This is a genomic window from Nostoc edaphicum CCNP1411 (assembly GCF_014023275.1).
Lineage (GTDB): Bacteria > Cyanobacteriota > Cyanobacteriia > Cyanobacteriales > Nostocaceae > Nostoc > Nostoc edaphicum_A.
Window position 1 is genome coordinate 6,143,848 of record NZ_CP054698.1, and the last position, 13,613, is coordinate 6,157,460.

Below are 13,613 nucleotides of genomic sequence, written 5' to 3' on the forward strand. Positions count from 1 at the left end.
AAAAAACATCCCAAATTTTCTTGTGGGATGGGTGTCCCCACCATAGGTGTCAAGTTAAGCTCAAACTTCCTATGTCAATAAGCATTTATCCTTAACAATTTGGTTTTAAAGGGACAAAAAACGAACTTTTTCAGGGACTATTAATGATTTGTTTATTAGCACCACTCCCAGCGTGCGTATAAAAGTCAGAAAAAGTTCACCTTTATACTTCGTTCCTAACAAAACCTATCGTTGACCAATGGGTTTTAACCTTAAGTTGACACTAATGGTGTCCCCACCCGTCCCAGATTTAGGGCGCTCATGTTGCCCACCCCACAAAATGGATAATTTATTTCTTGGAAGTCCCTAACCTCTTGGCGATCGCTGAATTGGGGATTGGAGACAAGCAGATAAGGCAACTAGAGAAATAACCCAATGCCCAATGCCCAATGCCCAATGCCCCATACCCAATTCACTCTTCACCTGAACAATCAAATAGATGTAAACCTAACCGTTGGGAAAGTTCTTCACACACTTTTACCCCCCGCACACTATTACCACGCACATCCAACAGGGGCGAAAAAACTCCAATGCCCATCTTATTGGGTACAACTGCCATAATCCCGCCAGTAACACCGCTTTTCGCCGGAAACCCAATTTTGTAAGCCCACTCACCTGCAAAGTTATACATCCCACAGGTATACATAACACTCAGAATATCTTTGATGTAACGCTTATCTACCGCCCGTTCTTTGGTGATGGGATTAATACCTCTGTTGGCAAGCGTGGCCGCCATCACTGCTAAGTCTTGACAATTCACCATCACAGCACACTGCTGGAAATAAAGATCCAGCGCCTCTTCAATGTTCCGGTCAATCATGCCAAAGTTAAGCATTAGATGCGCCATTGCGCGGTTCCGATGGCCTGTACTCCGTTCTGAGGTAAAAACTGAAATGTCAACGAATACGTCCCGGCCAATATATCGCCGAAACATATCTAGCACTCGGTTGAGGCGTTCGGTGGGGCCGGAACCTTTAATTAAGCTAGTGGTTGCGATCGCTCCAGCATTTACCATTGGATTATAAGGTCGCTTCGATTGCTCATCCAAAATAATCGCGTTGAATGCATCCCCCGTCGGTTCCACACCAACTCTAGTCAAAACATAATCCCGTCCATGATCTTCTAAGGCCAGTCCATAAGCAAACACCTTGGAAATTGACTGAATCGTAAAAAGTTGCTCGTAGTCCCCAACGTTGTAAACCTGACCATCTACTGTCACAATACAAATGCTGAACGAGTCCGGGTTTGCCTTTGCCAGTTCGGGAATGTATTTCGCTACTGCACCTTCCCGCAGCGACTTGTACTGGGAATGCAAATCGTTGAGAACAGCTAATAATGGCGATGGTTCTATTTCTAAATCTCCTTGATTTGTCATTAGGCTGATAGCATTTCCAAAATACTCACTATATATAGTAGGGGTGCAGATGTACATCCCTAGAGTTACAAAGATTTTGTCAAAAACAGCTTGCTCTCAAAAATCCTACTTGAGCAATTACTGAGGGCAAAAAAGATGAACTGTATTTTTTGATACGCATAAAATCTTTTGCCCAAGCGATCGCGAAGTTTTCTTAACTTTTGAGTCATTAATCCTGAAAAATATTAAGTTGAGTATCCTCCTTTTTTTTATACTCAGCAATACTAGATACAAAAGTAATATTTATTACTAATCTAAGTCTAGTCATGGAGAATAAAAGTGATGATTAATGTAAGTAGAAAAAACTTGGAAACAAGATATTAAACTCAAACTAATTTACATAGTTATTTCACATGTAACTCATATCACGACTTATTCATAGATAAATCTAAATATTTGATTAAATAAGTGATTTTAAGTATTTATGCCGATGCCATTTAATTAAAGTTATATTATATCCTTATAGGAAATATTCAAAAAAGATGTGATATAGAATACACGAAGAGTTACGAGCCTTTAGAACCGATGTGAGTGGGGTATCGTCACTTTAGCGTGAAATAAACGTAAAGTTTTTTTAAGAAATTTTTGACTTGCCGAAAAAAACGTTACATAGCCAAAGTCCGCATTTGAGAAAGGTTTCACCCTGAAAATTGGAATTGGAATTTGAGAAAGGGGCCGATAGTTACGCTAAAACCCTGATCCCCAAGCTAAAAGGTTCGTGTTAGTCTGTTGCAGTTAAGAACAACAAAGTGAAAACGGAACGATTTCGAGTTTTTCAGAAGGGAAATCACTTTCATTAGTGAAAAATCCCGCAAGTTATAAAACTTTAAGTTCTACAGTCGCTTTCAAAAACGGACGCATGAATCAAAGACATTTGTGGACTATTGTTACCCTGTTTCTGACTGTTTTGGGAATCCCCTCAGTCGGTTGCACTCAAACCACCAAGGGAAATGCGCTAGCATCGCAAAAATCACCCGCCCCTGATGTGGTTAAGGTGGGAGAGTACCAATCCAGAGCAGGGAAACAAACCTTGGATGCTGTGATTACAGAAATTCATCCTCACGACATTAAAGGACGTAAGGCGGCAACCCTTTTTATCAGAAATATACCTGTTTTAACCTTTTTGAGTTCTGTATCAAATACGAATCTTGAAACGAAAAAAGTTGGTGAAATTGGAAATACTAGGGGCGTACAAAAGTACGCCCTTATTGCTAGTAATTCATCAAATGCACTGAATTCTGGCAACGTCACAGATGTAAGTAACCAGATTAGTTCCGCCGACAATGACCCGGTTCAGATAGCTGGTGTAATAGCAGCTAAGATCAACCAGTTGAATCGGGAAAATGTGGACGGGAGTAAGATTACCGTAAGCTGGAAAGCAGGGGAAAAATCTACTGGCAATCAAGCGCAAAACAAAAGCGCTCCCCTCCAGCAAAATAGCGATCGCTATGTAATCAAAATTAATGGCGAAGAATTGGTCGAAATCAACGAAGGTACGCGACTAGCAGATAGCACCAACAATCTGGCGCAAGATGCTTTGCAAGCAACCAATCGTCTGCGGAGGCTATTAGGTAATGCATCTCCCCTAAAAGAGATTGCGAATATGCCAGTGCGTCAACCAATATCAATGCCAAAGCAGCCTCAGCAAATTGCCGTCGGCTCTGTGCAAGCCACCTTGAGAGGTATAGCTTCTTTTTATGGCTATGACTTTGCTGGTAATCCCACTGCTAGCGGTCAGAGATTTAACCCTGAAGGAATGACTGCCGCTCATCGCAGCTTACCCTTTGGTACAAAAGTCCGTGTAACCAACACCCGCAATGGTCGTTCTGTAGTGCTACGGATTAATGATCGAGGCCCATTCATTCGGGGTCGAATCATTGACGTGTCTACTGGCGCGGCTAGAGTTTTGGGAATGATGGGCAGTGGCATAGCACCAGTACAAGTTGAAGTCTTGGGAAAATAATTATTAGGCAATAGGCAATAGGCAATAGGGAGTAGAGATAGATTTTACCAATGCCCAATGCCCAATGCCCAATGCCCAATGCCCAATTCAAGTTCCGTATCACTTAATTCCCCTAGTTCAATCATCTCTTCCCTCTATTTCAGATATAAACTAACGGGGGAGGGATCGATAAGAACTAGGGGTATTTTTGTGCGCCTGCTGACAACAGTCGCAGCTTTACGCTGCTATTTAACTAAACGCTACTCAGAAAACAAGCTGATTGCGGTTACTGAGGATCTGAGACTAGATGAGATGACTGGCTGGTATCAGACGGCGGTCGGTCTGGTGCCAACGATGGGGAATTTACATCAAGGCCATTTAAGCTTAATCCAACGGGCGCGGCAAGAAAATTCTACGGTGATTGTGAGTATTTTCGTCAATCCTCTGCAATTTGCTCCCAATGAGGATTTTCAACGCTACCCCCGCACTTTAGAGCAAGACCAACAACTTTGCGAACAAGCTGGGGTAGATGCTATTTTCGCACCGACTCCGGAAGATATGGCAGTTCCCCAGAAGAGTATACAAGAATCAAAAGTTACACAAGTTATCCCCCCATCTGCTATGATAACAGGCTTGTGTGGTCGTTCTCGGCAAGGTCACTTTCAAGGTGTCGCTACGATTGTGACCAAACTTTTCAACTTGGTACAGCCTGACCGTGCCTACTTTGGTCAAAAGGATGGTCAGCAACTGGCAATTATTAAACGCTTAGTAGCTGATTTAAATTTGCCAGTAGAAATTGTTGCTTGTCCAACAGTGCGGGAAGGGTCGGGTCTTGCCTTCAGTTCTCGTAATCAATATTTGACTGCAACGGCAAAAGAGGAAGCAGCGGTATTATATCGCGGCTTGCGACGGGCCCAAGCCGCGTTTCGGGCAGGCGATCGCGATCGCGACAAGTTGATAGCAGTGGTACAGCAAGAAGTGGCAATGGTCAGCACGGTCTCAGTGGAATATATTGAATTGGTTGAACCGACTACGTTGATGTCTTTAGAAAAAGTTGAGGAGGAAGGAATGTTGGCGATCGCAGCTCGTCTTGGTGCTACACGTTTGATTGACAATACGATATTGCGCGATCGTCAACCCATTATCGCCATTGATGGCCCAGCTGGGGCTGGAAAGTCCACGGTGGCGCGGCAAGTGGCAGCAAACCTGGGTTTAGTGTATTTAGATACAGGAGCAATGTACCGTGCTGTCACTTGGTTAGTATTACAAAAGGGGATTGCGATTGATGATGAGTGTGCGATCGCTGAATTAACTAACCAGTGTAAAATCGAACTTACTCCTAATCAGGATTTACAATCTTCTGTGCGGGTTTGGATTGATGGTACTGATGTTACCCAGGCAATTCGCACCATTGAGGTCACTTCTCAAGTATCTGCGATCGCAGCACAAAGCGCTGTCCGTCAAGCACTGGTTAAACAGCAGCAAAACTGGGGTAAAAGAGGTGGTTTAGTAGCTGAGGGTCGGGATATCGGTACTCATGTTTTCCCCGACGCCGAAGTGAAAATCTTCTTAACCGCTTCTGTCAGTGAACGCGCCCGTCGCCGCCAGCAAGACTTTCACAAACAAGGTCAGCCCGAAGTGAGTTTAGAGCAGCTAGAACACGACATTGCCGAACGTGACTGGAAAGATAGTACACGCAAAGTTTCTCCTTTGCAAAAAGCAGCCGATGCGATCGAAGTTGTAACCGACGGTTTAAACACTTTTGAAGTCACAGCACAAATCGTTAATTATTACCAGCAGCATTTATCTCAGTAGTAATGACCGCTATTTGCTGTTAGTGTTTTAGTCTCAAAGGGTGGTGGGTGAGTGATTCTTCACTTACCATCCTCAGAACTGCATTTTAAAACAAAATCAATAATTTGACTATTGGCTATGTTTCTTGTAAATCAAGATTTGTATTTTAGATTTTATATTTATTCAAATAATTAACTCATCTCGCTTGCGACTGATTTCTCACATCGAAATTAATCCTACTAAAGGTGGAAGTATCAAAGCTTGAATTGCTAAATGCTAATTAATTATTGGCTTTTTCCTATGAAGTATTAGCCATTTTTATTTATAGTCATGAATTCCTAGCGATTTGACTTATCACCGAAGTACTTTGTTTTCGTATTCACTTTGGTAGTAGAATGACGATGTTAAGTTTTATGTTCCATCATTAAAGACATAAAACCACCAAAAATGAAAGCTGTTAATTTCCCAAGCTTCTGCAATAGCTTTTAACTGGAAACCGGTAAAGAGAGGATTTCACACAATGGTATTTGTACAGCCCCCCCTACCTTTTGACAAGAATGCTCTAGAGCCACATGGCATGAAAGCTGAAACTTTCGAGTATCACTATGGCAAGCATCACAAAGCTTACGTAGACAACCTCAACAAGCTAACTGAAGGTACAGAACTTGCTGATAAGTCTCTTGAAGAAGTGATCAAAATTTCTTTCCAAGACTCCTCTAAAGCGGGAATCTTCAATAATGCTGCCCAAGTTTGGAACCATACCTTCTTTTGGAATTCTTTGAAGCCAGGCGGTGGCGGCGCACCCACAGGTGATCTCGCAGCCAAAATCGATAAAGATTTTGGTAGCTTTGATAAATTCAAAGAAGAGTTCTCTAACGCGGCCGCAACTCAATTTGGCAGTGGATGGTCTTGGCTCATCGATGATGGTGGTACGCTGAAGGTGATCAAAACACCCAATGCAGAAAACCCTCTAGCTCATGGTAAGAAGGCACTCCTAACCTTAGATGTTTGGGAACATGCCTACTACATTGATTATAGAAATGCCCGTCCGGCGTTCATCAAGAATTTCTTAGAAAACTTGGTCAACTGGGACTTTGCTGCTGAAAACTTGGCTAAAGCTTAATTAATTGCCAGTTTTGACCTGGCTGCGATACGGCTACGTGGCTTGTGCCAGATATGTAAAGTAGAAATAATCAGTTAACACCCTTGTCAGCAGTCACGACAGTAGTGTGTCAAGTTTAAATTGATGGGTAAGCAAGTTCGTAGTAAGGACTTTAGTCCTTATTTTCTAAGCACTAAAGTGCTTACTACAAACCCTGAAAACTAGCTTGACAAAGTACCAGTATCGTGGCTGTTTTTGGTTGGGCGTTGAGAGGATAGGGGAGATGGGGGAGATGGGGGAGCAGAAAATTTATATGAAAATAAAAATATAAAATATATGGATAATATGGATAGCAAAGAACTAGCGCAATACATCGAAGCTACGAATAGCATCTCTAAACCTTGGGTATTGGTACAACTGCGCCTCAAGAAATTGCAAGAGCGTCGAGCCACCCTTACAAACGATGTTTACACCAAAGAATTAGAAGATATTTACCAAGACTTGATGAATTTGGGGGAATGGTGGCGCGGTATTGAAGATGAGGTATTTTGAGGTATTTTAAAGTGAGGAGTTATGAGTTTTCCTAACTTTTAACTCTTGTACAGACGTGATTAATCGCGTCTCTTAACTCTTGCACAGACGTGATTAATCGCGTCTCTACTCCTAACTTAAAACGCAACCTGATGGCTCAAGCTCTCGATCAAGTCGATTACGATACTCTCGATGCCGCAAAACGACGCTTCATCGATGCTGCAAAACGCACACTTGGTTTTGCAAGCAATTACGGCATTGTCCCCGCGTCGGGTCTGGGAGCAAGTGCTAATGCTTTCAGCTTCAACCTCGCTCCGTTTCTGGAGGCGGGGGCTAGAGAACTTTCTATGACACTTGTCCCCGAAGGTCTGGGCACCGCAGACGATACCCGCCCTGATGATCTTTCCGAAGAAGAACTTCGACGATTCTGGTGGAATATTGGGATCAAGATCATCTCGTGTCTGACGAACGACGCTGCAACTTCTGGTATGCAGACTATACTTCTCGGTCTTTATCTGCCGTCGAGTACTCCTGAAACGATCTTTACCCCCGCTTTCCTTGATGGATTTCTGGATGGAGTGGTTGAGGGGTGCAAACGAGTGGGGTGTGTTTATCTCTCAGGGGAAACTCCTCAACTAAAAACTAAGATGATTCCAGGGCGGCTCGACATCGCCGGCTCGGTTTTTGGGGTTATGCCGGCTGGTGTCGCTCCCATTGATAGTTCGCGTCTGGATGCCGGAAATACCATTGTTCTCGTCGAGAGTTCGGGGCCCCATGAGAACGGCTTTACCCCACTGCGAAAGCTCGCTGAGTCACTCCCTGATGGCTATAGAACAAAACTTCCAAGTGGGCAGGAGTTCTGGGAAGCGATGAATGCTGCGTCGTATCTTTACACGCCTCTTGTACAGGCGGTACTTGGTGAGGGAATTCGTCCCACGGCGATGGAAAATATTACTGGTCATGGCTGGCAAAAACTGATGCGGTCGGTGAAGCCGCTCCGGTATGTCATTGAAACAATGCTCCCAGTGCCAGAAATATTTACGTTTGTCGAGGGTCATCTTGAAGGCGGGGCCGAGACGATGCTTTCCGTGTTTAATTACGGTGCAGGATTTGCATTCTATACGGAGTCGGAGCAGGATGCAGAGAAAATTGTCATGCTTGCAAAAGAACATCAACTCTCGGCTGTGATTGCAGGAAGGGTTGAGGTGTCCCTTAGCCGCGAGGTGGTAATAGAACCTCTTGGAGTCACTTTGAAGGGAGATTCTTTTGGGATTGCGCGAGGGGTATAATACAGCCCAAGCGTAGGGCATAGCCCGTCGTAGACATCGCTAGTTTTCTCCAAGCTTTGTAGACTTACAAAGAAAGGCAGGGGGCAGGAGGAACCCATATTTAAAAACATGTAATTGTAGTAAGGACGCTTTGTATACAGCACTTCCGGCAGCTATGAGGTACATCATCCTCAAAGCTGAAAACTATGCTAGGAGAGGGGCAAGAAGAAAAACTGTATTGCATAATAGCGGTAAGCGCTGTATCGGGCTACGCGTCTCGATCCAATTCTTTTTTTTTGACTGGGCAATGACCCAGAACTAAAGTTTTCTTCCTTCTGCTTCCTGCCTCCTATGATCGCTAAAGTCATTACTGGTCAAATAAAAACAGTGTAATCACTGATGTAAATAATATTTTTACACACAATATAGGATTGCATTTTAGGCTTATTAGAGATCATAACTCTACCAAGACTCTAGTATCTAAGTCATTTACCACAGATGCTATAGGCGTATTTATGAAATTTTGGATGCATTATTTATTACTACTTAAAAGCAAAGTAGTCCAAAACACCCATGACCACTGAGGTTAAGATTTGCTAACGTAGTCTTAACATATTGAAAAATTTGCTGAAAAAGCTGAGAAAGTAGCAGCCAACACTAAATTTTTAGTGCTGGATCTTTCTCATCTGTAGATGTGGCGTTTTAGTGTGTTGAGAATTTATATTTTTATTCAGAGGGGGTTATGGCTGTAAATTTGGCCCGGACTACTGCTTCCACAGAACTTTTGAAGCAAATATTCCATAACATTGATGCACATAGTTGTCCAAGGTTATTCAACTTTCACATGCACACTGTCTACTCGGATGGGAGGTTGCAGCCGAGTGGATTGATGGAACAAGCGATCGCTATTGGTCTAAAAGGGTTAGCCATTACCGATCATCATGGTATTATCGGCTATCAAGCTGCACTTGCTTGGTTAGAAGACTGGAAGTGGAATAATCCTGGTGAAAGCACTCCTCACCTGTGGAGTGGCGTGGAAATCAATGCCAACCTTTTGGATATAGAAGTTCATATTTTGGCTTACGCTTTCGGGACAGAACACCCTAGTATGAAACCCTATCTGCAAAGAAGGGCGACTACAGGACAAGAATATCAGGCAAGTAACGTGATTGCCGCTATTCATGAAGCTGGTGGATTGGCAGTTCTGGCTCATCCAGCCCGTTACAAGCGATCGCATTTTGACTTAATTCCAGCTGCGGCCGATAAGGGTATCGATGGCGTGGAAAGTTTCTACGCCTACAATAACCCTAGCCCTTGGAAACCCAGCATAGTGGAATCAGAACAAGTGCAAAAGTTAGCTGATGAATACTTTCTTTTCAATACCTGTGGTACTGATACCCACGGCTTGAGCCTGCTACAACGTTTGTAAAGATGAATCCATTTTTTTCAACTCTCCTGGTTCAATCTGCCAGGAGGTTATTCTATTTTGGATTTTCGTTCAACAAAGGACTATAGCAATACGCTTGGGTTAAGGGCGGCTGGCAAAAATTTTGGGTTTTCGAGACGCGATAAATTGCCGTCTCTACAAGTGTTTTGGTCTTATCTGAACTGTATTGAGGACTATAGTCGATTTTTGGTGGGAATCACAATCATTGAAAAATAGGGTACTTCATCTGGATTAACTTCATCCAGGGGTATGATTCGTTGCTGTGATGTTGATGCCCGCTCAATATATCTTGCCCGTGATGCAAGTCCTAATTTGTGCAGGATATCCCGCACTTTGGTAAAGTGGCGACCTAGTTTCATAATTGCCGCTGCGTCGGTCATCAGCAGATGTGTAGTCAGTTCTTCTGCTGGTAGTGGGGCGGGTAGAACGGTGAGAATATCGGTGTAGTAGGTAAAAGGTACACCCAAGGCTACCGGACAAGCCATCAGTGAAGAAACTCCGGGGACAACTTCTGTTTCGTATTGGTCACATAACCGCGTAAACAGGTACATGAACGAACCATAGAAAAATGGATCGCCCTCACATAGCACTACGACATCTCGACCTGCTGCTAAATGGTCGGCGATTGGTTCAATTTCCTTGTCATAAATAGACTTTGCCTTTTCTGGTTCCAAAGCGCGGGGGAGATGAAATAGCACCTCGATTTGATTGCCAGGAAGATATTGCGCTACGATCGCTCTGGCAATACTTTCTTTATCTGTGGCTGATTGATAAGCTACCACAGGAGCCGCACGTAATAGCCGTAGCGCCTTCAGGGTTAATAGTTCTGGATCGCCTGGGCCGACACCAATTCCATAGAGACGACCTTTGGGTTTCATGTTCATTCTTCCTCCGTTGCCAGGGCGTTAACTGCTGCTGCCGCGATCGCACTTCCACCGCGCCGACCGTGTAAGGTTAAAAATGGTACATTTCTGCTGTCTGCTGCTAGTGCGGCTTTCGATTCTGCTGCACCGACAAACCCCACTGGAAAGCCTAAGATAATCGCAGGTTTCGGCGCTCCTGCATCGAGCATTTCTAACAGTCGGAAAAGTGCTGTGGGCGCATTGCCAATTGCAATCACTGATCCTTCCAGGTGCGATCGCCATAATTCTAGAGCTGCTGCTGACCTTGTAGTACCCATACGCTGGGCAAGTTCTGGCACTTCTGGCTCGTTGAGGGTACAGATAACTTGATTGTTTGCAGACAACCGCCGCCTGGTAACGCCATCGGCAACCATCCGACAATCGCATAGAATTGGCGCTCCATTTGCTAGTGCTGCCCTTGCGGATTGCACTGCTGTTGGTGAATATCCCAAGTCAGTAACAATATCCGTCATTCCACAGGCATGAATGAGACGTACAGCAACTTTTGCTACATCTGGTGGCAACACATCTAGGTTCGCTTCTGACCGGATGATTGCAAAGGAATTACGGTAAATTTCGTTGGCATCTCGGATATAGTCGGGCATTAAATTTTGGATTTTAAATTTTGGATTTTGGATTGATGTATAAAAATCAAAAGGCTTAGATTGCCGACTTCTCTAAAAAGTTGGGAATCTTGTTATTCACAAATGATTGAGGAATAATATTAAATAATTGCTGTAATTGTGTCAGTGCATATCGATTAGCAAATTTCCCAAAGGACTCATCAGAATTTAAACGTCGAATTTTATATACATATAGCATCCGCTCTATTAATGCAGGTAGTTCGGCAAAAGTTACATATTGATATAGTTCACGTCCGAATTTATATTTGCTGTCACCAACATAAACGTGATATCCCTCTACAGTTCCATTTTCAGCCTCAATGCTGACGCCGAGGAGAGTAATATCACTCTTGCCATGCTGGGCACAGGATTTTTCGCAGCCAGTGAAGTGGATATTAACTGAACAATCGAGAGTAACGCGAGTTTTAAGATACTCCGCTAATGTCAACGCATGACTTTTAGTATCCGTAGCCGAAGAGGCGCAACCCTTTTTACCAGAACAGGCAACTAATGCACTCTTGATGTTGGTTGCTGAGGAATCTAATCCTAAAAAAGCAATTTCATTTTGGACATCAGCAACCCATTGCTGAGGAATATCTGTCAGGAGCAAATTTTGCCAAGGGGTTAGCCTGAGAGTTCCACTACCATATTTTGCTGCTAAATCTGCCAAACCTCGCATCTGTCTATTCTCCAATCGCCCAAGGGGCAAGACGACACCAATGTAAAATAAGCCTTGCTGACGTTGGGGATGGATACCAATATGCTGATATTTTTCACCCTTGCCTTGGTCTACAGTGTACACACAAGTCGAATTACCCCCCTTAATCCCCCCTTGGAAAGGGGGGAAACTAGAAATACAGTTCCCTCCCCTTTCCAAGGGGAGGGTTAGGGAGGGGTAAAACTTACGCTTAAACTCAGATGAGTAAACTGTTTCAGACTTGTGTGTACACCGTAGCTTATCTTGGTGGGGGGTTAGGTCTTTTCTTTTTTCACTGAATAAAAGCGGGAAAGGTAAACACTGTTCAACTTCCTGGAGATAATTTTCACAACCCAAAGTATTGAGTAACTCTCTCAGACGTAGCCGCCGCTTACTTGTAGTATTACTATGAGCTAGATAGACATCCGCCAAAGCTGCTAAGACTGGCAAACATTGCTCTGGTGGTAACAAAATTCCCGTATCGCTGGGCGGTTGACCCTTCTCGCCTACACTGAGATAGAGGCGAAAGTAAACATTATCGTCAATTAAGACAGCAGCAAAGGCGATATCATTCAAGCGATCGCACACCTGAATTATCCCACCACCATCAAAGCAAACGCTAAACTTTGCCGACAGTCCCGAAAGCGCCGGATGTGCAGCAATATAATCATCCCAACTTTGGACAAAAGGGCGAGTGTCGATTAATTCCTGGGGATCGATACCAGCAGTTGGACTGGTCATAATATTACGGATTTGGTCTACAACAGTATTGCCAGAACCCAATCCCATATCTTGTAGGTACTTCAAAACCTCAGCATTTATCCCGGTGCGGATTTCACGGACTTGCAGGTTAGCTCGATTAGTCACATCTATATAGCCGCCACCGTGCTGTTCTGCTATATCTGCGATCGCACGGCACTGCTGACTACTAATAATTCCACCTGGTATTCTAATGCGAGATAATATACCATCTGCGGCGGGAGTAGCATAAAACAAGCCAGGACAAGTGGCAAATCCAGAAAGCAAATTTAGAACTCCTTCCCCGTGCAACGCAGGGAGTAGACGGTGAGTATGTCTTGAGGACATCCTGAGAGTTGGCATTCTGACTTGGGTGATCCCATCACAGCTGCGGCACAGTCCCGGAATTTCACCGGAGTTTCCCAAATCTCAGCTTTAGTAATTTAGATTTTGTTTTGGTTATGGATATTAACCAGACATCATCCAGATAATCATCTTACATTACCATAGCCATAAATTTTACCTTAGCTTATCCACTGGCGTTTTAGGTGGTTGATAGCTACGTTGGTGCGATCGCATGGTGAGTTTTTGTTTTTATCCCCTTGCGGGGTAGTGCGATCGGAAAGTTAGGATCGGCAACGATCCAGACTCTTGACGTGAAAGAGTTTCCATCCCCTTTCGGGGCGATGCGATCGTAAAGGCAAAGTTTGCCACGGGTAAGGATTATTTATCCATGTCGTTTCCATCCCCTTTCGGGGCGATGCAATCGTAAAGGTTGCTACAGGCGGCTATTTGCGTCTTACCTCCTCGTTTCCATCCCCTTTCGGGGCGATGTGATCGTAAAGGCGAAGATGGCACCATTGTAAAAATGGAAGTTATTAAAGAGTTTCCATCCCCTTTCGGGGCGATGTGATCGTAAAGAAATAATATTTCGGAAAGTACGGATTACGGTGTGAAGTTTCCATCCCCTTTCGGGGCGATGTGATCGTAAAGACCAGATTTATCTGTGGTTTCTAATGCATATTTTAGATGGAGTTTCCATCCCCTTTCGGGGCGATGTGATCGTAAAGAGTTCACTTCTGGAAGCCTTACTGTGAGAGAGTTTTAGACCCCCTA

General features: G+C 43.9%; 10 protein-coding genes, 1 CRISPR repeat array and 1 riboswitch. Of the genes, 6 read left to right on the forward strand and 4 right to left on the reverse strand.

The window, feature by feature from the left end:
• Nucleotides 1-451: 451 nt before the first annotated feature.
• A complete protein-coding gene (gene glsA, locus HUN01_RS28690) occupies nucleotides 452-1,423 on the reverse strand; it encodes a glutaminase A (RefSeq protein ID WP_181932857.1) in 972 nt (323 codons plus the stop codon).
• A gap of 889 nt (nucleotides 1,424-2,312) precedes the next feature.
• Between glsA and HUN01_RS28695 the strand changes: the two genes are divergently transcribed.
• The 6 genes from HUN01_RS28695 to HUN01_RS28720 all read left to right on the forward strand — a co-directional run bounded on the left by HUN01_RS28695 (nucleotide 2,313) and on the right by HUN01_RS28720 (nucleotide 9,519).
• Nucleotides 2,313-3,416 (forward strand): septal ring lytic transglycosylase RlpA family protein, encoded by a 1,104-nt coding sequence (locus HUN01_RS28695; protein WP_181929014.1) that lies wholly within the window; start codon nucleotides 2,313-2,315, stop codon nucleotides 3,414-3,416.
• 189 nt (nucleotides 3,417-3,605) lie between these two features.
• The gene (locus HUN01_RS28700) at nucleotides 3,606-5,210 is read left to right on the forward strand and encodes a bifunctional pantoate--beta-alanine ligase/(d)CMP kinase (RefSeq protein ID WP_181929015.1); all 1,605 of its coding nucleotides are present in this window, start codon (nucleotides 3,606-3,608) and stop codon (nucleotides 5,208-5,210) included.
• A gap of 499 nt (nucleotides 5,211-5,709) precedes the next feature.
• Nucleotides 5,710-6,312 (forward strand): superoxide dismutase [Fe], encoded by a 603-nt coding sequence (sodB, locus tag HUN01_RS28705; protein WP_181929016.1) that lies wholly within the window; start codon nucleotides 5,710-5,712, stop codon nucleotides 6,310-6,312.
• 324 nt (nucleotides 6,313-6,636) lie between these two features.
• Nucleotides 6,637-6,843, forward strand: a complete 207-nt coding sequence (locus tag HUN01_RS28710) for a hypothetical protein (protein WP_069070599.1) — start codon at nucleotides 6,637-6,639, stop codon at nucleotides 6,841-6,843.
• A 131-nt stretch (nucleotides 6,844-6,974) separates the two neighbouring features.
• Nucleotides 6,975-8,111 (forward strand): AIR synthase related protein, encoded by a 1,137-nt coding sequence (locus HUN01_RS28715; RefSeq protein ID WP_181929017.1) that lies wholly within the window; start codon nucleotides 6,975-6,977, stop codon nucleotides 8,109-8,111.
• A 721-nt stretch (nucleotides 8,112-8,832) separates the two neighbouring features.
• Entirely contained in the window at nucleotides 8,833-9,519 is a 687-nt protein-coding gene (locus HUN01_RS28720) for a PHP domain-containing protein (protein ID WP_181929018.1), read from the forward strand.
• A 191-nt stretch (nucleotides 9,520-9,710) separates the two neighbouring features.
• On the opposite strand, the gene HUN01_RS28725 is transcribed toward HUN01_RS28720, so the two are convergent.
• The 3 genes from HUN01_RS28725 to cobG all read right to left on the reverse strand — a co-directional run bounded on the left by HUN01_RS28725 (nucleotide 9,711) and on the right by cobG (nucleotide 12,860).
• A complete protein-coding gene (locus HUN01_RS28725) occupies nucleotides 9,711-10,415 on the reverse strand; it encodes a precorrin-2 C(20)-methyltransferase (protein WP_181929019.1) in 705 nt (234 codons plus the stop codon).
• 2 nt (nucleotides 10,416-10,417) lie between these two features.
• Nucleotides 10,418-11,044: a precorrin-8X methylmutase gene (locus HUN01_RS28730; RefSeq protein WP_181929020.1), complete on the reverse strand. Its 627-nt coding sequence runs from the start codon at nucleotides 11,042-11,044 to the stop codon at nucleotides 10,418-10,420.
• A gap of 55 nt (nucleotides 11,045-11,099) precedes the next feature.
• Nucleotides 11,100-12,860: a precorrin-3B synthase gene (gene cobG / locus HUN01_RS28735; RefSeq protein WP_181929021.1), complete on the reverse strand. Its 1,761-nt coding sequence runs from the start codon at nucleotides 12,858-12,860 to the stop codon at nucleotides 11,100-11,102.
• Nucleotides 12,847-12,930, reverse strand: a riboswitch (adenosylcobalamin-variant (AdoCbl-variant) riboswitch). Its footprint overlaps the gene before it by 14 nt.
• 231 nt (nucleotides 12,931-13,161) lie before the next feature.
• A CRISPR array of direct repeats spans nucleotides 13,162-13,567; the repeat unit is 36 nt; unit sequence GTTTCCATCCCCTTTCGGGGCGATGTGATCGTAAAG.
• Nucleotides 13,568-13,613 lie beyond the last annotated feature (46 nt).